The following is a 22,439-nucleotide window of genomic DNA, read 5'->3' on the forward strand; positions in this document are numbered from 1 at the left end:
CAGTGTAGGAGAAAGTATCGGCCGGTAGTGCGCCGGGTGCTCAGCCGCGCCTGAACACCCGGCGCCCGGCGAACCACGTCTCGGCCACCTTCGTGGTGGCGAGCGCCCCAGCCGTGGTCCGGAAGGGGTCCCGGTCCAGCACGAGGAAGTCGGCGGACTTCCCCGGTGTCAAGGATCCGGTGACGTCGTCGAGGCCGCACGCCCTGGCCGCGCCGAGGGTGAACACCTCGATGGCCTCACTGAGCGTGATGGCCTGCTCCGGCCACAGCGCACCGGGGAAGGCCCCGCTCGGATCCTGCCGGGTGACCAGGCCCTCGATGCCCTCCCAGGCGTCGGGCGATTCGCTGACCGGCCAGTCCGAGCCGCCCGCGACCAGCGCGCCCCGGTCCAGCAGCGACCGGTTGGGCTGCATCCGCTCGGCCCGCTCGGCGGGCAGGACGCCGGCGATCGCGGACGGGATGACCCCGGGCACCCACAGGAACGGCGAGATGTCCGCGGCGACGCCCAGCTCGGCGAAACGCGGGATGTCGTCCGGGTGCACGAACTGGCCGTGCGCGACCTGGAACTTGGTGTCCGGGTAGCCTTCGGCGCGGACCTTTTCGACGGCGTCGAGCGTCGCGCGTACGGAGGCGTCCCCGGTGCAGTGGATCTTCGCCGACAGCCCGGCCTCGGCCGCCGTGCGCAGCCACCCCTCCAGTTCCGGTGGGGTCATCGTGGTCGCGCCGTGGAAACACGCCCCGTGGACCTCGTCCGGCCGGTACGGCTCCAGGAAGGCCGCGGTGCGGGTCGGCGGCACCCCGTCGAGGAAGATCTTGACGAAGTCCGGCCGGTGATGCTCGGTGCGATAGCGCTCGCGGACCTCGATCAGCGGGCGCCCGATCGGGTCGACGCCGAAGATCGGGTCGTTCACCAGCAGTGAGGACACCACCCACGCGTCGAGCTCGCCCGCGTCGTCCAGCGTCTTCAGCGCGGCCATGATGTCGACGGAGACCCCGGCGTCCTGGAACGCCGTGACACCGTACGAATGCAGGATCTCGATTCCGTGGCGGGAGGCGCGCGCGTGCTGTTCCGCGCTCAACGCGCTGTTCTCCCGCTGCTCCCGTTCGACGAGCATGCCCGCCGCTTCGAGCAGGACACCGGTCGGTGTCCCGTCCTGGTCGCGGACGATGACTCCGCTCGTCGGGTCCACTGTGGACGATGTGATCCCGGCCAGTTCCAGTGCCCGGCTGCTGACCCAGCGGTTGTGCCTGCTGTCGTCGGAGAGGACGACGGGACGGCCGCCCGCGGCTTCGTCGAGCGCGAGCCGGGCGGAGTGCTGCGACAGCGTACTGACCAAAGTGGACGCCCACGCGCCGCCGATCACCCACTCGTCACGGCCGAGACCGCGGGCCCGATCGCGGACGGCGGCGAGGATGTCCTCGAAACCGGCGTCCCCGCCGAAGGTGAGTTCGAACAGCGCGGCGCGCCCGGCGAGCGCGTGGTGGTTGTGGACGTCGACGAACCCGGGCATGACGAACGCCCCGCCGAGGTCGAGCACTTCGGTTTTCGGTCCACGGTCGACGTCTTCGAGGGCGAGCACCTTCCCGTCCTCGACGGCCAGCGAGGACGCCCACGGCCGCGCGGTGTCCACTGTGTACACCGTCGCGTTGGTGAGGATCAGGTCGGCCGCCATGGTTCAGTCCCCGGCCGGGTCGTAGGGCGCGGGGTGCACGGTCGTGCTCAGCAGCCTGCCGTGGGCGCCGAAGGTGAAGTGGGTGGGAGTCCGGCCGGTCGCGTCGAGTCCGAAGAGGACACCGTGCGAACGCAGCGCGCGGACGTCGCGGTGGTCGGCGACGGTGACCGAGGCGCACGGGATCACCTTCTCCCGCCACGTGAAGACGTAGATGCCCGGCCGCAGCTGGTAGACGGAGTTCTCGTCGGTGTCGGCGAGGCCCTTCTCCGGTCCGGCGAGGCACTGCCAGGTGTACCAGTGCGGGCTGAGGTAGACGTGCTCGTAGGCGTGGGCGGCGCTGTACACCCACATCACTCGCCTGCCGACGAGCGACGTGCTCGGCGCGATCTGTTCGCCTCGCGCTTCGAGGCCCTCGATGGTGGCGGGCAGGAACGTCTGCCCGACGCGCGGGAGGCCGTCGCCGATCTCGGTGACCACGACGAGCGCCCGGCCCTGACGCAGGTCGAGGAACACGGTGTAGGCCCGCTCCTGCCGGGTCCGGGGATGGAACTGGACGTAGTACAGGTCGTCGTCGACGAGGAACGTCTCGCAGTCGTCGGTCCCGGACGCGCCGTGGCTCCACTCGATACGGGCACCGGTGAACTTCGCCGAGAACGTCGTGCCGTCCGCGCAGTGGAGCACGAACGAGCGGCCGTGCAGGTCACCGACGGTGGGGGCCTTGTTCGCGTCGAATCCGGGGGCCAGGCCGTCCAGCGGCAGCCAGGTCGAGGTGTCGGACAGGTTCAGCGCGGTCTCGGGCATCGGCTCGTCCTCAGTGGTCGGAGTCTCGTCGGGGGTAGTTTCGCCCGATTTCCCGGCGGGTGGAACGGGGCGGACGGCGTCGTGCGGTATCGGTCAAGAGGGATGCGCTCGCGGCCAACCCGCGCGGCGGCACGGGGATCGAGGATGACGGCATGCGACTGGATCTGGCGGGCAAGGCGGTACTGGTGACCGGCGCGGCCTCGGGAATCGGACTGGCCTGCGCGCGGGCGTTCCTCGCCGAGGGCGCCCGGGTCGGGCTGGTCGACCGCGCGTCGGTTCCACTGCTGGACGGCGACGTCGTGGCGGTGCGGGCCGACGTCACGGACGAACCGAGGCTCGGCGCGGCGGTCGCCACGGTCGCGCGCCGGTTCGGCGGCCTCGACGTCGTCGTCGGCTGCGCCGGGGTCTCCGGCCCGGTCGGCAAGCCGCTGGCCGAGACCACGGTCGAGGACTTCACGACGGTGCTGTCGGTGAACGTGACCGGGCAGTTCCTGCTGGCCAAGCACGCGCGCCCGTGGCTTTCGCCCGGCGCGTCCGTGGTGTTCCTCGCGAGCGACTCCGCGTTCGTGTGCGCGCCGGGCATGGTGCCCTATTGCGCGTCGAAGGGCGCCGTGGTCGCGTTGACCAGGGCCCTGTCCGTCGAGTGGGGCGGCGTGCGGGTGAACTGCGTGTGCCCGTCGGTGGTGGACACCCCGATGGCCCGCGGCGATCTCGGCGCGGTGCTGGACGATCCGGTGTTTCCCGTGCAGGCGGTCGAGGACGTCGCGCAGCACGTGCTGTACCTGGCCTCCGCGCGGTCGCGGACGGTCAACGGCCAGGCGGTGCTCGCCGACTTCGGGGTGTCGGCGCGATCCGGTTTTCCGGCGTAGACACAGCCTGCGTAGACACAGCCCGCTTAGGACTTCGTTTCAGGACAAGGAAAGGACCTTCACGGTGGGTACAGAGAGCAAGGTCGTCGCGATCACCGGCGGCGGCACGGGCATCGGCGCGGCGGTGGCCCGGCGGTACGCGGCCGAGGGCGCGAACGTCGTGGTCCTCGGACGGCGGCGCGAACCGCTGGAGAAGGTGGCGGCCGAGACCGGCGCGCACGTCATCTCCTGCGACGCGAGTGTGGCTTCGGACGCGGAGAACGCGGTGGCGGAGATCATCGGCCGGTTCGGGCGGCTGGACGTCGTGGTCGCGAACGCGGGCGGGCATGGCCTTTCGTCGGTGGTCGACACCGGCGACGAGGAATGGGAGCTCGCGCTGCGCTCGAACCTGTCGAGCGCGTTCGTGTTCTGCCGGGCGACGTTGCCGTCGCTGGTGGAGACCGGGGGACAGGTGGTGATCGTGTCGTCACTGGCCGGCCTGTTCGCCGGGCCGAACGTCGCGGGGTACACCGTCGCGAAGCACGCGCTCATCGGGCTCACCCGGTCGATCGCCCGGGACTACGGCCCCCGCGGTGTCCGCGCCAACGCTGTGTGTCCCGGCTGGGTCCGCACCCCGATGGCCGACGGCGAGATGGACCAGTTCGCCGAGGCGGCCGGATTCACCGGCGGTCACGACGAGGGCTATCGCCGGGTCACCGCCGAGGTCCCGCTGCGACGGCCCGCCGAGCCGGACGAGATCGCGTCCATCGTCCGCTTCCTGGGTTCGTCGGAGTCGTCGTACATCACCGGCGCGGTGCTGGTCGCCGACGGCGGCGCCCACGCGGTCGACCTGCCCACCCTGGCCTTCGAACGCGCGGGCATGGGTTCGTAGGCGCGGTCATGCGCCCCAATGTGGCGTTCGGTGCGTTGGATGCACCCAATGCCACAATGGGGCGCTTGAGAGGTGCGGGGTCAGGATTCGCCGAGGTAGGCGGTGTGCAGGGTGTCGGGGGAGTCCAGCAGGGTGCGTGCCTCGCCGGAGAAGGTGACCCGGCCCGACGACACCACGACGGCGTCCTGCGCGACGCCCAGTGCCAGATGCGTGAACTGCTCGACGAGCAGAATAGCCGCCCCGTCGGAAGCGAACCGGGTGATGACCGGGAGCAGGCGGGTGAACACCACCGGCGCGAGGCCGAGCGACATCTCGTCGATCAGCAGGAACGCCGGCCGCGCGGCGAAAGCGCGGGCCAGCACCACCATCTGCTGTTCCCCGCCGGACAGCAGCGCGGCGGGGGAGTCGCGGCGTTTTTCCAGCTCCGGGAACAACTCCAGGACCTCGTCGACCCGCGCCCTGGTGCGCGCCGTCAACCGGAGGTTCTCCAGCACGGTGAGCCCGCCGAACACCGCGCGGCCCTGCTCGATGTGCGCGAGCCCGAGCCGCGCACGCGCCACTCGCGAGTGCTTCGTGATCTCGGTGTGTCCGATGTGGACACTTCCGCGCGCCGCCGGGATCACCCCGGACACCGCCTCCAGCAGGCTCGTCTTCCCGGCTCCGTTCGGCCCGACGAGCGCGGTGATCCGGCCGGGCGCCAGCTCGAAGCCGACGTCCCTGATCACCGGGCCCGCCCCGCGCGAGACCGTCAAGCCCGCCACTCGCAACGCGTTCACAGCAGCTCCGTTTCGCCCATGTATGCCTTGAGCACCGCGGGATCGGCCAGCACCTCGGCCTGCGGGCCGGTCGCCAGCACCTGGCCGAAGTCGAGCACGGTGATCGTGTCGCAGACCGACCGCACCAGGTCCAGGTCGTGCTCGATGAGCAGCAACGACACGCCGAACCGGGCGGGCACCCGCCGCAGCCGTTCCCCGAACGCGACGTGTTCCTCGTGCGGCAGTCCCGCGGCGGGTTCGTCGAGCAGGAGGATGCGCGGACCGGCCAGCAGATGGCCGACGACCTCGACCAGCCGCCGCGCGCCGACGTCCACTCGGGACAGTGGGGTGCGGGCGGCGGGACAGCCGAAGAACTCCAGCGCGTCGGCGATCTCCGCCGCGGCCAGCCGCCGTCGTGCCACGAACCGGACATAGGACTCGACGGTCAGCCCCGGCGGGACCCGGTCCTGCTGGAACGTCCGCCGCAGGCCCGCGCGCGCCCGGCGGGTGGGTGAGCCGGTCAACGGGCGGCCGTCGAGTTCGACGGCGCCCTGCGCCTGTGGGAGGAAGCCGCTGATCGCGTCGACCAAAGTGGACTTCCCGGCACCGTTGGGCCCGATCACGCCGAGGATCCCGTGCTCCGGAACCGCTATGTCTACTGAGGACAGTGCGTCGACATGTCCGAATCGGACACTCAATCCGCGCACCACCAGTACCGGATCGCCCGGTGGCGGCGCCTCGCCAACGGCCTCGACGTCGCGGTGCTCGATCCCGACATGCCCGTTGCCGTCGCGGGCCCTGGCGCGCCGGTGCCACAGTTCCCGCAGCGCCGTGCCGAGGTTCCCGCCGCTGGTGAGCGCCTGGATGCCGAGGAGGCCGAACACCACATAGCCCCAGTCCTGCGGCACGCCCCAGCGTTTGAGCAGTTCCGGCACGGCGACCCAGAGCACCGCGCCGAACACCGCCATGTCGATCAGATGCGCGCCCGACATGATCGCCAGCACGTACAGCGCCAGCGACTGGATGGAGGTGAAGCTCGCCGGGAACGCCAGGCCGACCTGCCCGGTGAGCAGCCCGCCGCTGATGCCGCCGAGCGTCGCGCTCACCGCGAACGCCGTCAGCTTCGACGTCCGCACGCTGGCCCCCGCCGCGGCCGTGCCGCGTTCGGAGAACGCCACCGCCTGCCAGCCGCTGCCCCAGCGGCCCCGGCGCAGGAAGTACACCGCGAGACAGCACAGCACCAGCACGATCACGCCGAGCAGGAAGTAGGCGCGGTCGTCGGAGAACGCGTCGGGCCGCATGACCGAGATCCCCTCGCTCACGCCGGGGAACTGGAGCTGCACCAGGGTGAGATCCGCCGCAGCGGCGAGGCCGAGAGTGACGACCGCGAGGTTGATCCCGCGCAGCCGCAGCGCCGGAAGCCCGACGAGCACGCCGACGGCCCCGGCGGCGAGGCCGCCCAGCAGCAGCCACACCAGGAACCCGCCGGGCGCCTCCGCCTTGTTGAGCGCGGACACCACCCAGGCCCCGACCGCGGCGAAAGTCAGCTGGCACAAGGAGATCATCCCGGCGCTGCCGGTGACGACGCCGAGCCCGAGCAACGCGATCGCGGCCACGACCGCGCTCATGCCGAGGTAGACGAAGTACCCTTCGAGCCCGACACTCAGCGCGTACCCCGCGGCCACCGCGACGACGGCGACGAGCAGGGGGATTCCCAACCGGGGAAGCGTCCGGCGATCAGCGAGCGGCATCCCACACCTCCTTGCGCTGCGACCACAGCAGCAGTCCGGCGATGACGACGAAGGGCAGGAAGTACCGCGCGATCGAAAGGCTGTCGGACTGGGCCAGCGCGCCTTGCAGCATGCCGAGCACCAGCCCGCCGATCACCGCGAGATCCAGCCGCCGGAACCCGCCCAGCAGGGCCGCGGCGGCGGACGGGACGACCAGCATCGCCAGCGACGTCGCGTCGTTGGACTGCGACGGCGCGACGATCGAGATCATCAGCGTGCTGATCAGCCCGGTGACCGCCCAGACCGCGACACTGAGCGGTTTCGCCGGGATGCCCAGCAACTCCGCCGTCGTCGGCCGCTCCGACAGGGCACGCAACGCGACACCCGCCGACGTCCGCGTCAGCACCGCCCGGCAGCCCAGCGAGACCAGCACCGCCAGCCCGACAGTGACCACGGTGACCTGGCTGACCACCACTCCGCCGACCTCGAAGGCAGGGCCGGCGAGGATCGGCTGGAACGGCTGGGGCTTGTTGCCGAACAGGATGAACGACAGCGAAATGAGCAGCAGGAGCACCGCGACGGTCACCGCCGAACGCGTTCCGGTGTCCGCCTCGGCGAGCCAGGTCGAGATCACCCAGCCGAGCAGCGCGCTCAGCGCACCGCCGAGCAGGATGCCCACGACCGTCGCCAGCCACACCGGGAGTCCGATGTGGACGGCCAGGTAGACCGCGACGTACGAGCCGAACATCGCGGTCGCCGCCTGCGCGAAGTTGACCACCCGGACCAGCCGGGACATCAGGGTCAGGCACACCGCCAGCACCGCGTACAGCCCGCCGGCGGCCAGGCCTGCCAGCGCTCCCTGCAGCATCGGGATACTCCTCTACTTCTTTCGGGCTCTACTTCTTGGGGATGTGCAGCCAGTCGTTCGCGGCCAGTTCCCATTTGCCCGCGCCGGAAGCGAGTTTGACCGGCCAGCCCGCGGTGTTGTCGTGATGGGTCTTGCCGGTCCCGAACACGTACGGCGTCCCGACCATCGGATCGACGATCGGCTGCATTTCGTGCAGTGCCTTGGTGACGCTCTCGCGGTTGATGTCACCCTTGATGCCCTTGAGCACCGCGACGAAGTACTTCGCCGCGAGATAGCCGCCCTGACTGAACGAGGTGAGCGGGATGCCGCCCTTCGTCATCAGGTCGCGCCATTCCTTGTTCTGCGGGCTGGCCGCGTCGGTGAACGGGTAGAACTCCGCGGGGACGTAGACGCCCGCGCCCGCGTTCTGGACCGCCTTGGCGTAGTTTTCGCTGTAGACGCTGGTCAGCAGCAGCCACGTGACGTCGTTCCAGCCCTGTGCCTGCGCGGCCTTGAGCTGGCCGATCGAATCGGGTTCGACGGGGTTGACGGTGATCGCCTTGCAGCCCGCGGCCCGCGCCTTGACGACGTAGGAGGTGTAGTCGGAGCCGCCGTAGGGCACGGTCGCGTCGACGTACTTGAGCTTCTTGCCGGTGATCGCCGACCATTCGTCGATGGCCGCCTGGTACGAGGGCAGCGTGTTGCCCGCGATCTCCAGCAACGCGCAGATGTCGTTCAGCTTCAGCACTTCGGACCCGTACAGCAGCGTCAGCGTCATGTCGTGGAACGGGCCGACGTTGGCGGGGGAGATGTTGGGGCTGGTGAAGCACGCCGGGTCGACGCCGATCCCCGGGACCGAAAGGATCTTCTGCTGCTCGTAGTACTTCGCGTTGATCTGGCACTCGATGAGGCTGGACGAGCCCGCCAGCGCGACTGCCTTGTCACCGCCGACGAGTTCGCGGGCCGCGGCGGCGGCCGCCGCCGGGTCGCCCTTGTCGTCGATCGCCTTGTACTCGATCTTCCGGCCGTTGATCCCGCCCGCGGCGTTGGTCGCGTCGAACACCGCCTTCGCGGCCTGTGACGATTCGGGGAAGGTGGCGGCGCCGCTGAGCGCGTTGACCGAGCCGACCACGATCGGCCCGCTCGTCCCGGCGTCGGTCCCGGCGCATCCCCCCGCGAACAGCACGACAGCGGTGGCGAACGCCAGGCTGCCCAAGATCTTTCTCATGGCGGTTCCCGTCCTGTGGCTAGTCGAGGTGGATGGACCCTACGAGCGGCCACGGCGGCGCGCCTTGTCTCTGCGGGCACGGGTGTTGTCCGGTGCGGCACGGGCTCACGCCGTCGCGGCGACCACCGGCACGGAGTCCACGATCTGCTCGAAACTGGCCAGCTCGCCGCCGTCGAACTTCCACACGTGCGCGACCCGCGCGGTGAACGACTGACCGGATTTGCGGTGCGTACCGGTGTAGGTTCCGAGGCCGATGATCGTGTCCCCGGCGTCGTGCAGTTCCGCCAAGGTGAACGTGTAGCCCTCCCAGTCCCTGCCGATCGCCTCGAAGACGTTCTTCTTGACTTCGTCGGGGCCGGTGTACGTTCCGCCGTAAGGGAAACCGGCGGCCTCGGTCCAGGTGGTCCCCGGCCCGAGCGGCGCCAGCATGCCCTCGAGATCGCCGCGGTCGCTGGCGGCGTAGTGCGCGGTGATGACGTCCAGATTGGACACTGGGTTCTCCTTCAGACGGGCTGGGCTAGACGGGTTGGGCGTCGGGGTAACTGACGGAACCGAGCGGGTAGATGTGGCCGCCGGCGCGGGAATGTTCGGAGCGGCCGTCGCCGGTGATGCCGAGGAACACGCCGGTGGTCTTGAGCGCGTAGCCGAGGTCGTGCAGCCAGACGCTGGCCACGGCGATGCGGAATTCGCGGAAGCAGAACAGGTAGAGGCCGTCGGCGAACTTCCAGACCGTGGACAGGTCCATGTCGCCGTGACCGCGTTGCACGCCTTCGAGACACTGCCAGGCGTAGCGCTGCGAGGAGACGTAGACGTGCTCGTAGAGATGGTTCGGGCTGTAGCGGTAGATGTTGCGCTTGCCGATCAGGTCGCGGGACGGGCCCGGCACGGCACCGGACGGCGTGCCGCCGTCGGTGGTGCCCGCGCGGAACGTCTGCGACACGCGGGGCACACCCTCGACGTCCTCGGTTCCGATGACCGACCGGATCGCGAGCGCGCGGTGGGTGGTGGTCGAGAAGATCACCGTGAGTGCTTCGCCTTCGACGCTGGCGAACGGCAGGTTGACGAAGAAGACGTCTTCGCGCACCGCGACCGCGTCATAGGGATCCTTGACCCCGTTGCAGACGACGTGCTCGGCGTCCTCGAAACGCAGCTCGAGTTTCGTGTCGTCGTCGAGCGTGACGGTGAGTTCGCGGCCGGTGAGGTCCGCGTTCGGCAGGCGGTAGGTGGCTATCCCGGCGGCGAACTCGTCATAGGTGCGCCACTGTTCTTCCGGTGTTTCGGACATGGCCTCATCCTCGGCGCCGCGCCGGGGGACGGCCAGCGATCACGCACTGGAGGGCAAGGACCGGTCGCTCTCGGTCAACCCGCGGCGCGCAGTTCGCTCGGCGAGCGGCCGTAGGCGGCCTTGAACACGCGGCTGAAATGGGCGGCGTCGACGAACCCCCATTTCGCGGCGATGGCCGCGACCGGGCGGGTCGAGTGCACCGGATCGAGCAGCTCGCGGCGGCAGTGCTCCAGACGCCGGGTGCGGATCCAGCCCGATACGGTGGTGCCCTGTTCCTGGAACAGCCCGTGCAGATGGCGGGTCGAGATGTAGTGCTCGGCGGCGATCTGCGCCGGGCCGAGTTCGGGCGAGGACAGGTTCGCGTCGACGTACGCGCGGATCCGCCGCATCAGCTCGTAATGCGGGTCGGCCGTGGTGCGCGCCAGGTCGAGTTCGGCGGCGAACATCGTGGCCAGCAGGTCCACCGCGCTGTGTGCGAGGCGCACCCCGGCGGGACCGGCCAGCTGGTCGAGGTTCGTGCCGAGCTGGGCGAGGAACGGCACGACGACGTTGCCGACGCCTTCGCGGCCGGACATCCGCACGGCGGTCAGCTGGCCGACCAGTTCGGCGGGCAGGTCGAGCAGCCGCTGCGGGAACATCACCACGAGCGTGCGGAAATCCTCCTCGAACACCAGGGAATACGGCCGGTGGGTGTCGTAGAGCGCGACGTCGCCGGGCTGCAGCACGGCCTGCCGGTCGTCCTGCACGAGCAGCCCGGTCCCGGCGAGGATGAGACTGAGCTTGTAGTAGCGCCGGTCGGCCCTGGCGATGAGCTCCGGGGTGCGCTCGACGTTGTGCGCGGAGGCGGTGATCTCGGAGAACTGGACGTCGTCCGCGCCACCGGACCGGATCCGGCCGCGGAAGTGGTCGTGGTGCGGGCTGGTGACGTGCAGTGGGACGAACGACTGGGACACCGCCGTGCGGAAGTCGGTGAAATCCCGCGCGACCAGCGTGGTGGACGGGTGAAGGGCGACGGTCACGACTTACCTCGCAGCACCGAGAGGAAGCAATTTCGTATACGATAAGCGATACGATCTTGCCAGGCAACCGTCTCGGCCGTACCCCCGTTACACCGGTCGTCGCGGTGTCGCGTGCCAGGGCCGGGTGCTGAAGGACGCTTTCAGCGCGCTGAGTGCACTGAAGGCGTCCTTCGGCGCGGTAGGTGCACCGAAGGCGTCCTTCAGCACTTTGTATCCACAAAGGACAGTGGCGCGGGAGTTACCGATGCCCGCTCAGCTGGGGCTCGGGCTTCCGCTCCCGAGTCCGGGGTGTGCGATTGGCGAACCAGACGGCCAGGATCACCACGACGCATCCGGCGAGCTGGGCGGCGGTCGGCGTTTCGCCCAGCACCACCAGGCCGAACCCGATGGCCAGCACCGGCTGCAGCGTGAGCAGCGCGGCGGCGGTGTTCGGCAGCAGCCGGGCGGTTCCCGTGCTGACGAACAGCCACGCGGCGACCTGGCCGAGCAGGGCGAGCGCGATCATCCAGCCCCACGACGCCGCGTCCAGCGAGAGGCTGATGCCGCCGGTGCTCGCGCCGATCACCCCCGCGGTCGCGGTGGCGGCGGCGGTCGCCACCGCGATGGGCGTCACCAGGTGGCGCGGGCTCCGCCGTCCGGAAACCCGGTTCAGGTAAAGGAAACCGGAGTAGGCGACGCCGGCGGCGATGCCCATGATCGAGCCGCGCACCGGGTTCGTCACCTGGGCACTGTGCCCCAGCGCACCGCTGGCCAGCGCGATCCCGGCGATCATCAGCGGGGCGGCGGCCAGGAAGCGGCGCGCGATCGGCGTGCCGCCGAACACCTTGCCCAGCAACGGGAACACGATGACCTGGACGGTGATCAGCACGGTCGCGATGGCCGCCCCGACGTCGAGGATGCTGGCGGTCCAGAGCACGTAGTCGATCCCGAGGAACACGCCGGCCGCGGCGGCGCAGCCGAGCAACGGGCCGCCCAGCGGTCCCTCGCGCCGGAGTTCGGCATACGCCAGCGGGATCAGCACCACCAAGGCGATGGCGCACCGGAGGAACGCGGCGGTCCCGGCGCTGACGTCCGCGAGCTTGACGAACGTCGCGGAGCCGGACAGGCAGACCGCACCCGCGACGACGGACAGCGCGGGCAGGGCGGGCCGCCGGGTCTTCGGCAGGGGGAAGGTCGTGTCCACGTCCTCCACGGTGCCAACCAGGACTCACCAGCACTAGTTATGATTTATGAGGACTTCTGATTAGCATGGCTTAGATGATTGTCTGGGAGCGGCTCCGCGTGTTCGCCGCCGTCGCCGAGCACGGCTCGATCTCCGGCGCGGCGGAGGCCCTGCACATCACCGGTTCGGCGGTGACCCAGCACGTGCGCAAGCTGGAACGCGAGGTGCGCTGCCCGCTGGTCGAGCCGGACGGCAGGGGCATCCGGCTCACCACCGCAGGACGGGTGCTGGCCGACACGGCGCTGCACGTCGCGGGCACGGTCGCCGAGGCCGAGCGCGATCTGGCGAACCTGCACGGCCAGATCGTCGGGCCGCTGCGCATCGGGGCGGTAGCCAGCGCGTTGCGCGCGCTGATCCCGCGCGTGCTGCACACCCTGACCGCCCGGCATCCCCGGCTGGTCCCGGCGCTGCGGGACGGTGAGGTCATCGACATGATCCCCGCGTTGCGATCGCGTCACCTCGACGCGGTCCTCACCGAGAGCTGGTCCAGCAGGCCGTCGCGGTATCCGCCGGGGATTCACCTGACCGAGCTGATCCGCGAGGACGTCCACCTCGCCGTCCCGGAGGGCCATCCGCTCGCCGACCGCCGCGAGCCGATCCCGCTCGGTGAGCTGGGCGGGCTGACCTGGGTGAGCTGCGCGCCCGGCACCGATCCCCACGAGGCGCTGGTGCACGCGCTGCGCGCGCACAACGTCGGCGCGGACGTGCCCTACTGCGTGCTCGACTACACCACCCACCTCCTGCTGGTCGCCGCCGGGCTCGCCGTCGCGCTGGTCCCGCGGATGGCCCGGCATCCGCAGCCGGACGGGGTCCGGTTCCTGCGCACCGCGCCGTCGATCACCCGCACCATCGGCGTGGCCACCGTCGAGGGCGTCAACACCCCGGCGGTGGACGCGTTCGTCGCCGTGCTCCGGGAGCAGGTCGCCGTGTGGTCCCCGGAACTCTGATCCTCCATTGTGGACTGTCAGTGCGGGTCGAGGGCGCGGAGTGAGCGGTCGGCGGCGGTGACCGAGAGCAGCGCGGCGGCGGCCACGCTGAGCACCAGCGCCAGCGTGCCGAGTCCGCCATCGGTGGCTTCCGCGCCGAACGCCAGCGCGAGCACGCTGGTGGAAGCCAGCGCGCCGATGTACTGGGCGGTGCGGAAGAGGCCGGACATTGTGCCGATCCGGTCCGCGGGGGCCTGCGCGTAGAGGACCGTCTGGTTCGCCACGGTGCTGAGCCCTTGCCCGACACCGAAGAGCAGGCCGATCGCGACCACGAGCCACAGCGCGGTGCCCGAGGACAGCGTCAGCAGGGCCATCGAGCCGATCACCAGCGCGCCCGCGGTGAGCAGCAGCCGCGCGCGGACGCCGGTGCACAGCCGGGCGCCGAAGGCGGACAGCGCGACGGTGGTGATCGACATCGGCAGCAGCGCGAGGCCGATCGTCGATTCCGGCAGCCGGTAGCCTTCCGCGAGCCATTGCGGATAGCCGTAGAGGAACGCGTAGATCACCAGGTAACCGCAGCCCTGCCGGAGATAGGTCGCGGCGAGCGGCCGGTTGCGGGCCAGGGTACGCAGATCGAGGAACGGGTCCCGCACGCGCAGTTCCCACGCGATCAGCCCGGCGCCCGCGAGCACGCCGGTCAGCAGGAACGGCCACGGCGTCGCGCCCGAGCGGGTCAGGCACAGCAGCAGCGCGGTGAGGGTGAGCGTGAAGAGCCCGATACCGACCAGGTCGAGCGGCGGCCGGGGGCCGGTGCGCTCGCGGCGTTCGTCCGGGGGCAGCCACCGCCACACCAGCAGCAGCCCGAGCGCGGCGACCGGCACGTTCACCGCGAACGTCCAGCGCCAGTCGCCGAGGCCGACCAGCAGGCCGCCGAGTGTCGGGCCGACGGCCATGCTCGCCTGGGTGGACGTGGCGAGCGTGGCCAGTGCCCGCCCCGGCACCGGGACGTCCGCGGCGTTCGCCCGTGCCCGGACCATCGCCATCGCCGCCGGGAATCCCGTGGCGGTGCCGAGGCCGAGCAGGATCCTGGCCACGAGCAGGACCTCGAAGGCGGGGGCGAACGTGCCGAGCAGGCCCGCCGCCGCGACCAGCACGAGGCCCGCGGCCAGCACCCGCCGGGCGCCGAGCGTGTCGACCAAGCGGCCCATCACCGGCTGGGCGGTGGCCGTGGTCAGGTACAGCACAGTGACCAGCCACACCGTGTGCCCCGCCCCGACGCCGAGGTCCCGGCCGATCGGGACCAGGGTCACCGCGATCATCGACGAGTTGACCGCGTTGAGCAGTGTGCCGATGACCAGCGGGGTGAGGAATTTCGCGTCGAAAGCGGTGCCCGGCCTGGTCGCCGTGGTCACCGGGCGACCGCCGGCTCGCGGGCCTCGCGGGCCGCCGCCGGGACGAAGATGTCCGCGCGGGCGATCACCCGGGCCGACCGGTTGAGGGTGACGCCGGTGAGCGCGCCGTCGCCGCTCGTGCGCAGGCTGGCCGAGACGACGCCCGCCGCGGTGCCGATCCGGATCTCCCCGTTCTCCGCGGCGGTGTGGGCGCGGACCGTGCTGCCGGGGACCGTGGCCGCGGCGGCCACCGCGACCATCGAGGTCAGGCCGATCACCGGGTGCGGCGCGTGCATGGAGGCCATCCGCACCGCGACGTCGAACTCCCCGGCGGTGACGTGCGTGCCGCCGGTGGTCGTGTAGTCCGCGGCGGGACCGACGATGCCGAGCTTCGGCACCGCGTGGCTGACCGGACTGTCCGGAGTGGACAGTCCCATCCTGATCGCGGCCGCACGGCGCAGGCCGAGCAGCGAGGGGAGCCGTTCGCCGAACTCGGCGACGCTCTCCGAACCGGTCAGGCCCAGCGACGGCGCGTCGACCAGTGCGGCCGGTGCTCCGGCGTCGACCAGTGTCGCCTTCGCGGTTTTTTCGCGCGATTCCAGCATGTCGACGGCGCGGCCGGTCGGCAGCAGGCTGCCGCCGACGGGATTCAGGAACTCCAGGCCCACCGGCACGCCGGGCGAGGAGACGCCCGGCACCACCGCGTCGCCGGTGGGGCGGAACCGCGCGCCGGGCGTGGCCACGACCGCGTCGATCCGGGAACCGCTGTTGGTGTTGCGCATGCGCACCCTGGTGCGGTCGCCGCGCGGCCGGACCAGCCCGGACTGCACCGCGTACAGCCCCACCGCGGTGGCGCAGTTGCCGCAGTTGCTGCCCCATTCCACCTGTTCGACGCCGACGCCGACCTGCGCGAAGGTGTAGTCGATGTCCACTCCCGGCTCGTAGGAGTGGGCCACGATCGCGGCCTTCGACGTCGTCGAGGTCGCCCCGCCGACGCCGTCGATCTGGCTGTGGTCCCGCGCGCCGAACGCGGCGAGAAGCACGTCCTCGGTCGACGCGCCGCGCCCGTGGATGTCGGCCACGTCGAACAGCCAGCATTTGCTCGTTCCGCCGCGTACCAGGGTCGCCGATACGCCGATGGTTCCTTTTTCGGGGGAGAGCATGCGTAACACCGTCCACAATAGGAAAAGGGGAGGGTTCGTCGACCGCTGCGACATCGGAGCAGGTCACAAGCACAGGATGGGAAAGGGAGAGTGGATGTCTCCCGATGTAGGTAACCGTATCGTAAAAGATCGACATGGTCAACGTAAGGTCCGCTGCGTAGGGCCGTTGTCAAGTAGCCGTTAATCGCGCGTGACCACGCCGGTAATAGGCGAATTTTCGCGAAACACTGGTGAGTTCCCGATTTGCCGTGTGACGGTGCCGACAGTGTTAAAAATGTGAAAATAACGGGATGCGTGCGGCGGAACGGTGTGTTATGGCGACACTTTCAGGTGATTTCCGCTTGGCTTTACCGAGATTTTATCGGCCGGGGATGTTCAGCGCAGGACGGCGGCGGTCAGGGTTGCGGTGAGCCAGGTTTCGTAATCGTCGTGGGACCAGCCCGCTTCGTGGACGAGGCTGTTGTGGACGCCGTCGGTCATCAGTGCGACGGCGATGTCGCCGGCGCGGGGAACGAGGCGCCCGCCCGTTTCCCGGACGCGGCCGATGATCATCTCCACGCCGAGCCGGTTGCGGCGCGCGCCTTCCGCGCGTGTGGCCGCGATGTCGGGATCGACGGCCGCGCCCGAGTTCAGCATCGCGACGATGTCACCGCAGCGCTCCTGGACCTGCCTGCTCGCCTTCGCCAGCAGGCGGAGCAGTTCGACGGGTTCGTCGAGTTCCGCGGACCGCGCCATCAGTTCGGGCAAGCCCGCTTCGTCGTCGAGGAGATCGACGAGCCCGGTGAGGACTCCGGCCTTGGACCCGTAATGCGCGTAGATGGTCTGCGGTACGACGCCGGCTTCCTGGGCGAGGCGGCGGATCGAGGTGCGGGCGTAGCCGTGTTCGGCGAAGAGCCCGCGTGCCGCGGTGAGGATCGCGCGCAGGGTCAGCGCCTCGCGCTGGTCCCGCAGCCGGACGATGCCGGGCAGGTCGGCTGGCATGTACACTCCAACTTAGAACATCGTTCTAACAACTGGACTACCATTCTAAGTTAGGGTAGCGATGACTGCTGAGGAGATCATCACCGGGCTGGAGCGCGCGTGGAACGCCGGTGACGGCGCCGCGTGGGGCTCGTACTTCGCCGAGGACGCCGACTTCGTGGACGTCGTGGGGCGTGTGCAGCGCGGCAGGAAGGTGATCGCGGAGGAACACCAGAAGATCTTCGACACGATCTACCGGGGCAGCCGGCTCGAGATCCGGCAGCTGGACGTCCGGCCGATCGGCGCGGACGCGCTGGTGCTGCACACGACGTCGAAGCTGCGGGTGCCCGGCGGGCCGAGGGAAGGGGACTGGGCGGCCATCCAGACGAAGATCGTCCGGGACGGCCGGATCGTCGCGTTCCACAACACGATGCTGGCCGACCTCGCGGAGTTCACGCACCGGGACGCGGAACTGGCGGCCCGCTCGCCGTTGGAGTGGAAGGAATAACCCGCCTCGCCGGTCGGTGGCGGGCTCGCCGGATCACGGCCAGCCCGCCGCTTCCGCCACGGCCTTGGCCACGTCGGCCACGGAACCGTCGGCGGTGACGACGAAATCCTCGACGCCGGCGCGGCGGAAGATCCCGTCGAGTTCCCGTGCGCGTTCGAGGTGCCACCGCAGTCCTGCCTCGTCCTCGGGTCCGTGCCTGCGGGCGAGCCTGCGGTCGATGACCGCCTCGGCCGCGGTCAGCCTGCACACCGCGGGTTCCACGCCGAGCGCCTCCGCGTACCGTCGCCGGTCTTCCCGGCTTTCGACCACTCCCGCCAGTACCAGGCGATGCGCGCCCGCGTCGCGGTAGTTGCGGGCCACGGACCTCAGGTTCCGCAGTTCCATGGCGAGATCGAACGGGTCGTCGGCGGGCGCGGGCCAGCGGCCGCGGAGCGCGTCGAGGTCGATGACGGCGTGGGGGATCGCCGCGGCGGCGAGCAGGTCTCCCACGGCCTCGGCGATCGTCGTCTTGCCGACCCCGACCGGACCGGTGACGAGCAGGGCGCCGGACGTGCCGTCGGTGATCACCGGCCGATGGTAGCCGTCGCGGGTCACGGACAGTCGCCTGTCGTCATCCGGTCGGGAAAGAAGCAGTCTCGAAGGAGTTTTGCGCACGCCGGGGAAATCACCCCTGAGCCAAGGGGAATAGGCCGATTCGGGAACGAAATCGCCGCTTCCGGATTTACCTGAGTGAACCGCGGTCGAGCTTCTTGTCGGGCCGCATGCCTGCCACTAGCGTTGGCCGAGGTAGGCACCGAACCCGGTGGTCAGGGCCGGAATTCCGGTCCGGCCGCGCAATTACCCGAGCCTGGAAAACCGCCTCAGCCAGTCGAATCCATATACGAAGGAAACCGCGGATGCTGCCTGTGTTCCGATCCACGGTGCCGGAAGCAGCCGTCCGTTCTGCCGACGTCACCGCCTGAGAAGGAGCCCGTCACCGATGACCTCCATCGACCAGCCCGTGCTGCGCACCCCCTATCAGCGGTCGGTCGCGGACTACTGGAACAACGAGAAGAACGCCGTCAACCTCCGGCTCGGCGACATCGACCACCTCTATCACCACCACTACGGCATCGGTGACTACGACGCCGCCGTGCTCGAGGCGCCGGCGGCGCAGCGCGACGAGGCCATCATCGCCGAAATGCACCGGCTGGAGACGGCCCAGGCCCAGGTCCTGCTCGACTACCTCGGCGACATCGCGCCCACCGACCGGCTGCTCGACGCCGGCTGCGGTCGCGGCGGGAGCAGCATCATGGCGAACCAGCGGTTCGGCTGCCAGGTCGACGGGGTGTCGATCTCCCAGCAGCAGGTCGATTTCGCCAACGCGGAGGCGGCGCGGCGCGGCGTCGCGGGCGAAGTGCGGTACCACCTGCGCAACATGCTGGACACCGGGTTCGACACGGGCGCGTTCAAGGGCATCTGGAACAACGAGAGCACGATGTACGTCGACCTGTTCGACCTGTTCGCCGAACACGCCCGCCAGCTCGCGCCGGGCGGCCGCTACGTCACCATCACCGGGTGCTACAACGACGTCACCGGCGGCCGGTCGCGGGCGGTGAGCCAGATCGACCAGCACTACATCTGCAACATCCACGCCAGGAGCCAGTATTTCAAGGCGCTCGCGGCCAACGGGTTCGTGCCGATCAGCGTCGTGGATCTGACCGCGGCGACGATTCCCTACTGGGAGCTGCGCGCGCGATCCTCGGTCACCACCGGGATCGAGGACGCGTTCCTCACCGCCTATCGGGAAGGCAGCTTCCACTACCTGCTCATCGCCGCGGACCGGGTCTGATCCCGGGGCGGGCGCCCGGCTGACGAGGAGAAGGGAACACGATGGTCGACACAGCCCCCGTGACAGGGCCGGGAGTGGTGGGTGCGCGTCCCGGCCGTCCGTCCATTCCGGACAGTCCGGTGAGTACCGGCGGCGCGGCCGGTGCGGCGGGGCCGTCGGTGTTCCGGACCGGGCCGACGGGACTCGGCACCGCGGCGGCCCGGCTCTTCACCACGGCAGGCGAGGCCGACGTGGCTCCGCCTGCCGTGGCTTCGCCGGCCCCGGTGAGCCCGCCGGATGTGATGGCGCACCTTGGGCTCTCCGGGCTGGGCACCACCGCGGCCGATCTCATGCCGGAAGGTACCCCCGCTCCCGGGCACGACCCGGCGTACGTCGAACGGCCGTGGGGCGACGGGACGGCGTCGCCGCTCTACTGCCCCGTGGTGGAGCGGTTCAACGACCCGCTGGCCGAGGAGGTCCAGCGGCGACTGGACGAATGGGCGGAGGACTGCGGGTACACCGGCGGCGGGCTGGAGCAGATCCGCCGCTCCCAGCTCGGGCGGCTGGTCATGCTCGCGCATTCGGGTTCCGAGGACCCGGACCTGCTGCTGATCGCGGCGCAGCTGAACGCGGCCTGGTGGGCCGCCGACGACTACTACGCCGACGACAGTTCCCTGGGTGCGACACCGACCAGTCTCCCGCCGCGCCTGGCGATGGCGATGGCGGCCATGGACCCGGTGGCCCCGGCCGGGGAATTCTCCGCTCCGCTCGATGAGGCGTTGCGGTCGGACCCGATCCTGGTCTCGCTGCGTTCCGGCATCGACCACCTGCTCCGGCACGGTTCGCCCGTGCAGGCCCAGCGTGTCTGCTACTCGACGTTCGCGATGTTCGTCGGTTGGTGTGCGTACGCCGCGTGGCGCCACACGGCCGAATACCCGGAGGCGTGGAAGTACCTGGCGACCCGGCAGCACGACAGTTTCTACACGTCCATGACCCTGGTGGACGTCGTGGACGGGTACGAACTGCCCGCGCACTTCTACTACGACCCCCGGGTCCGCCGGATGATGATGCAGGCGGGTACCGCGTCGGTGATGGTGAACGACCTGTTCTCGGTCGCCAAGGACGCCGCGGACGAGAACCCGGTCTGCAACATGGTCCTGCAGATCGCGGAGGACCGGAAGTGCTCGATCGAGGAGGCGACGGAGGTGACCGTCGACCTGCACAACCGGTTCGTCCACGATTTCGAGGACGGCCATCGGGAGCTGATGGTCGTGCCGTCCCCGGAGCTGCACCGGTTCCTCAAGGGAGTGCGGGCGTGGATGGGCGGCGGCGTCGAGTGGCACGCCACCAACCCGCGATACCAGTCCTGACGGATCGAATGGGGTGCCGGGGGCGGCACGCGGCGGGTTGTTGTCCTTTGTGGACTTTGGGGCGGTGAAGGGGTCCTTCGGTGCGGTGAGCGCTGTGAAGGACCCCTTCACTACCTTTGGTGTGACCTGTGCGTCGCCTGTTGGGATTTCTGATCGGGGAGAGTCGCGCGTAAGTCATCATGTTGGTTGCGGGATGCGCTGGGGATCGTGTCCGGTCTTGTGGCGCGGGCGCCATGCGCCGGTTGCCTCGCTGCCGGTGGCATAGTGGCAGGTCTCTCGGGTCAGCCTCGCGCGGTGGTTCGGACTGATACGTCAGCAGATGCGCCGTCGGCGCAAGCGAGGCTCGGTCGCCACCGGGCGCGCCACGGGCGGCTTGACAACGTGACGACGCACCACGCCGGACGTCGTCACGTTGTCGCAAATGCGCACCGCCACGCCAACACGATGAAGGCTCATGATCTTGTCCGGGGCCTCCGTCGGAGACAACCTCGCTCCGGCCTGCGCTCGTGGTCGAAATTTCCCTGCGCCGCAACGGCTTCGGCGGAGGATTGCCCGACCGCAACCGCTCGATCTCCGCGCGGCCCGATCAGTTCGCCATTCGACTAACAGAGTTCCCTCATTCGCTGTGACATCGCAAAACCCTTACATAGCAAGGAAAATTGCGTCCTACAGTTCACTCGATCGATAGCACACATGTTCGATCGGGTGGAGTAGGGTGGTGTTGTGGCCGTCGAGGGCAGCACCCAGGCATCGCGCACCGAGTGGTGGCGCGAGGATGTCGGCTGCCTGCTGGAGCGGCTTCTGGAGTCCGAGTGTGTGCAGCGTCGTGAGGCCGCTGTCCAGGGCGAGGTCATGGCCGAGCTGGAACGGCGCGGGATACGCGACACCACCGGATACGGCAGCCTCGTGCGGCTGTTGCAGGAGACGCTGAACATCCCGTACGCCGAGGCGAAAGCTCGCGCGGCGCGAGCGTTGGCGTTGAACGGCACCCGCGATCTCACCAGCGGCGAGCAGCCGCCGCAGGCTCCGGCGACCGCGCAGGCCGCCGCCGAGGGTGCGGTCGGCGCAGCGCAGATCGATGAGATCCTGCGGGCGCTGGACAAGCTTCCCAAGACCGTGTCGATGGAGGATCGGGAGCAGGCGGAGAAAATCCTCGCCGAACTCGCCCGCGCCGCCGGACCCCGAGAAATCCGCGCCGCCGGACGACGCCTGATCTCCCAGCTCGACCCCGACGGGAAAGAGCCGAAAACCCGGGAACCGAAACCGTTCCAGCCCGAGTTCTCGATCGCTCCGCATCGCGATGGCGGGCATCAGATCAAGGCACGCGTCGACGACGAAACCTCCGCGCGACTGCAAGCGATGCTGGATCCACTCGCGAAGCCACGGCCCGCCACCGAGGAAGAGGCCCGCGACACACGGACCCAGTGGGAGCGGCGGGGTTGCGCGTTCTCCGAGCTGGTGCGGATGTGGGCCGAACATCCCGATCTGCCGACGCAAGCCGGGGAAGCCACCCACATCGTCGTGACAGTCAGCCTGGAAGAGCTGCGATCCGGGGTCGGGCAAGCCACCCTCGACCTGCTCGGGGAGATCACCGCGTCCGAGGCGCGGCGGCTGGCCTGCGACGCCAAGATCATTCCGATGGTGCTGGGCTCGCACGGCGAACCCCTCGACGTGGGCCGGGCACAACGGCTGGCCACCCCGGCCATCCGACGGGCGCTGATCCGCCGTGACGGTGGGTGCGCCTTCCCGGGCTGCGATGCTCCTGCTTATCGTTGTACGGCGCATCATGTGGTGTTTTGGGCACATCATGGTGAGACCGAAGTGGACAATCTCGTGCTCGTATGTTCTGTTCACCACAAGCTCATCCACAGCTCCGAATGGGAAGTCCGCATCGCCAGCGACGGACTACCCGAGTTCGTGCCGCCCGCCTGGCTGGACGCGACCCGCACACCCCGACGCAATACCATCCACCTACGAACGTGAGCCGCCTTGAGTCAAGCACTCAAGCCTAT

General features: G+C 69.9%; 21 protein-coding genes. 7 read left to right on the forward strand and 14 right to left on the reverse strand.

What is annotated here, in order from left to right; all coding sequences use genetic code 11:
• Nucleotides 1-40 precede the first annotated feature (40 nt).
• Both ACFW0G_RS13710 and ACFW0G_RS13715 read right to left on the reverse strand, forming a co-directional pair.
• Entirely contained in the window at nt 41-1,672 is a 1,632-nt protein-coding gene (locus tag ACFW0G_RS13710) for an amidohydrolase (RefSeq protein ID WP_378325454.1), read from the reverse strand.
• A 3-nt stretch (nt 1,673-1,675) separates the two neighbouring features.
• The gene (locus ACFW0G_RS13715) at nt 1,676-2,473 is read right to left on the reverse strand and encodes a molybdenum cofactor biosynthesis F family protein (RefSeq protein ID WP_378325455.1); all 798 of its coding nucleotides are present in this window, start codon (nt 2,471-2,473) and stop codon (nt 1,676-1,678) included.
• 152 nt (nt 2,474-2,625) lie between these two features.
• On the opposite strand from ACFW0G_RS13715, the gene ACFW0G_RS13720 reads away from it, so the two are divergent.
• Together ACFW0G_RS13720 and ACFW0G_RS13725 are read left to right on the forward strand one after the other, a co-directional pair.
• The gene (locus ACFW0G_RS13720; protein WP_378325456.1) at nt 2,626-3,342 is read left to right on the forward strand and encodes an SDR family NAD(P)-dependent oxidoreductase; all 717 of its coding nucleotides are present in this window, start codon (nt 2,626-2,628) and stop codon (nt 3,340-3,342) included.
• A 64-nt stretch (nt 3,343-3,406) separates the two neighbouring features.
• The gene (locus ACFW0G_RS13725; RefSeq protein ID WP_378325457.1) at nt 3,407-4,213 is read left to right on the forward strand and encodes an SDR family NAD(P)-dependent oxidoreductase; all 807 of its coding nucleotides are present in this window, start codon (nt 3,407-3,409) and stop codon (nt 4,211-4,213) included.
• An 80-nt stretch (nt 4,214-4,293) separates the two neighbouring features.
• On the opposite strand, the gene ACFW0G_RS13730 is transcribed toward ACFW0G_RS13725, so the two are convergent.
• From ACFW0G_RS13730 to ACFW0G_RS13765, 8 genes are all read right to left on the reverse strand, one after another.
• The gene (locus ACFW0G_RS13730; protein ID WP_378325458.1) at nt 4,294-4,989 is read right to left on the reverse strand and encodes an ABC transporter ATP-binding protein; all 696 of its coding nucleotides are present in this window, start codon (nt 4,987-4,989) and stop codon (nt 4,294-4,296) included.
• Nucleotides 4,986-6,719, reverse strand: a complete 1,734-nt coding sequence (locus ACFW0G_RS13735; protein WP_378325459.1) for an ATP-binding cassette domain-containing protein — start codon at nt 6,717-6,719, stop codon at nt 4,986-4,988. The genes ACFW0G_RS13730 and ACFW0G_RS13735 overlap by 4 nt, the downstream gene beginning before the upstream one ends.
• Nucleotides 6,706-7,566, reverse strand: a complete 861-nt coding sequence (locus tag ACFW0G_RS13740; RefSeq protein ID WP_378325461.1) for a branched-chain amino acid ABC transporter permease — start codon at nt 7,564-7,566, stop codon at nt 6,706-6,708. The genes ACFW0G_RS13735 and ACFW0G_RS13740 overlap by 14 nt, the downstream gene beginning before the upstream one ends.
• A 28-nt stretch (nt 7,567-7,594) precedes the next feature.
• Nucleotides 7,595-8,773, reverse strand: a complete 1,179-nt coding sequence (locus tag ACFW0G_RS13745; RefSeq protein WP_378325462.1) for an ABC transporter substrate-binding protein — start codon at nt 8,771-8,773, stop codon at nt 7,595-7,597.
• Between the two features lie 105 nt (nt 8,774-8,878).
• Nucleotides 8,879-9,265, reverse strand: coding sequence for a nuclear transport factor 2 family protein (locus ACFW0G_RS13750; RefSeq protein ID WP_378325463.1), 387 nt, complete (start codon nt 9,263-9,265; stop codon nt 8,879-8,881).
• A 25-nt stretch (nt 9,266-9,290) separates the two neighbouring features.
• Nucleotides 9,291-10,058 (reverse strand): MoaF C-terminal domain-containing protein, encoded by a 768-nt coding sequence (locus ACFW0G_RS13755; RefSeq protein ID WP_378325464.1) that lies wholly within the window; start codon nt 10,056-10,058, stop codon nt 9,291-9,293.
• Nucleotides 10,059-10,132: 74 nt separating this feature from the next.
• Entirely contained in the window at nt 10,133-11,077 is a 945-nt protein-coding gene (locus ACFW0G_RS13760; protein WP_378325466.1) for a helix-turn-helix domain-containing protein, read from the reverse strand.
• Between the two features lie 238 nt (nt 11,078-11,315).
• Nucleotides 11,316-12,260 (reverse strand): DMT family transporter, encoded by a 945-nt coding sequence (locus ACFW0G_RS13765; protein ID WP_378325467.1) that lies wholly within the window; start codon nt 12,258-12,260, stop codon nt 11,316-11,318.
• Between the two features lie 74 nt (nt 12,261-12,334).
• On the opposite strand from ACFW0G_RS13765, the gene ACFW0G_RS13770 reads away from it, so the two are divergent.
• Nucleotides 12,335-13,246, forward strand: coding sequence for a LysR family transcriptional regulator (locus tag ACFW0G_RS13770; RefSeq protein ID WP_378325468.1), 912 nt, complete (start codon nt 12,335-12,337; stop codon nt 13,244-13,246).
• A gap of 17 nt (nt 13,247-13,263) precedes the next feature.
• Here the strand turns inward: ACFW0G_RS13770 and ACFW0G_RS13775 are convergent, their stop codons facing one another.
• The 3 genes from ACFW0G_RS13775 to ACFW0G_RS13785 form a co-directional block, all read right to left on the reverse strand.
• Entirely contained in the window at nt 13,264-14,637 is a 1,374-nt protein-coding gene (locus ACFW0G_RS13775) for an MFS transporter (RefSeq protein ID WP_378325469.1), read from the reverse strand.
• On the reverse strand, nt 14,634-15,779 hold the full coding sequence (locus tag ACFW0G_RS13780; protein WP_378325470.1) for a PrpF domain-containing protein: 1,146 nt from the start codon (nt 15,777-15,779) through the stop codon (nt 14,634-14,636). The genes ACFW0G_RS13775 and ACFW0G_RS13780 overlap by 4 nt, the downstream gene beginning before the upstream one ends.
• A gap of 375 nt (nt 15,780-16,154) precedes the next feature.
• The gene (locus tag ACFW0G_RS13785; protein ID WP_378325471.1) at nt 16,155-16,760 is read right to left on the reverse strand and encodes a TetR/AcrR family transcriptional regulator; all 606 of its coding nucleotides are present in this window, start codon (nt 16,758-16,760) and stop codon (nt 16,155-16,157) included.
• A gap of 61 nt (nt 16,761-16,821) precedes the next feature.
• Between ACFW0G_RS13785 and ACFW0G_RS13790 the strand changes: the two genes are divergently transcribed.
• Nucleotides 16,822-17,247, forward strand: a complete 426-nt coding sequence (locus ACFW0G_RS13790) for an SgcJ/EcaC family oxidoreductase (RefSeq protein WP_378325472.1) — start codon at nt 16,822-16,824, stop codon at nt 17,245-17,247.
• Between the two features lie 33 nt (nt 17,248-17,280).
• On the opposite strand, the gene ACFW0G_RS13795 is transcribed toward ACFW0G_RS13790, so the two are convergent.
• Nucleotides 17,281-17,814: an AAA family ATPase gene (locus ACFW0G_RS13795; RefSeq protein ID WP_378325473.1), complete on the reverse strand. Its 534-nt coding sequence runs from the start codon at nt 17,812-17,814 to the stop codon at nt 17,281-17,283.
• Between the two features lie 412 nt (nt 17,815-18,226).
• Between ACFW0G_RS13795 and ACFW0G_RS13800 the strand changes: the two genes are divergently transcribed.
• The 3 genes from ACFW0G_RS13800 (at nt 18,227) to ACFW0G_RS13810 (ending at nt 22,410) form a co-directional block, all read left to right on the forward strand.
• Nucleotides 18,227-19,078: a geranyl diphosphate 2-C-methyltransferase gene (locus tag ACFW0G_RS13800; RefSeq protein WP_378325474.1), complete on the forward strand. Its 852-nt coding sequence runs from the start codon at nt 18,227-18,229 to the stop codon at nt 19,076-19,078.
• Nucleotides 19,079-19,119: 41 nt separating this feature from the next.
• The gene (locus tag ACFW0G_RS13805) at nt 19,120-20,427 is read left to right on the forward strand and encodes a family 2 encapsulin nanocompartment cargo protein terpene cyclase (RefSeq protein WP_378325475.1); all 1,308 of its coding nucleotides are present in this window, start codon (nt 19,120-19,122) and stop codon (nt 20,425-20,427) included.
• A gap of 723 nt (nt 20,428-21,150) precedes the next feature.
• Nucleotides 21,151-22,410 (forward strand): DUF222 domain-containing protein, encoded by a 1,260-nt coding sequence (locus ACFW0G_RS13810; RefSeq protein WP_378325476.1) that lies wholly within the window; start codon nt 21,151-21,153, stop codon nt 22,408-22,410.
• Nucleotides 22,411-22,439 lie beyond the last annotated feature (29 nt).

It is taken from the genome of Amycolatopsis sp. NPDC058986, from assembly GCF_042741125.1.
Taxonomy (GTDB): Bacteria; Actinomycetota; Actinomycetes; order Mycobacteriales; family Pseudonocardiaceae; genus Amycolatopsis.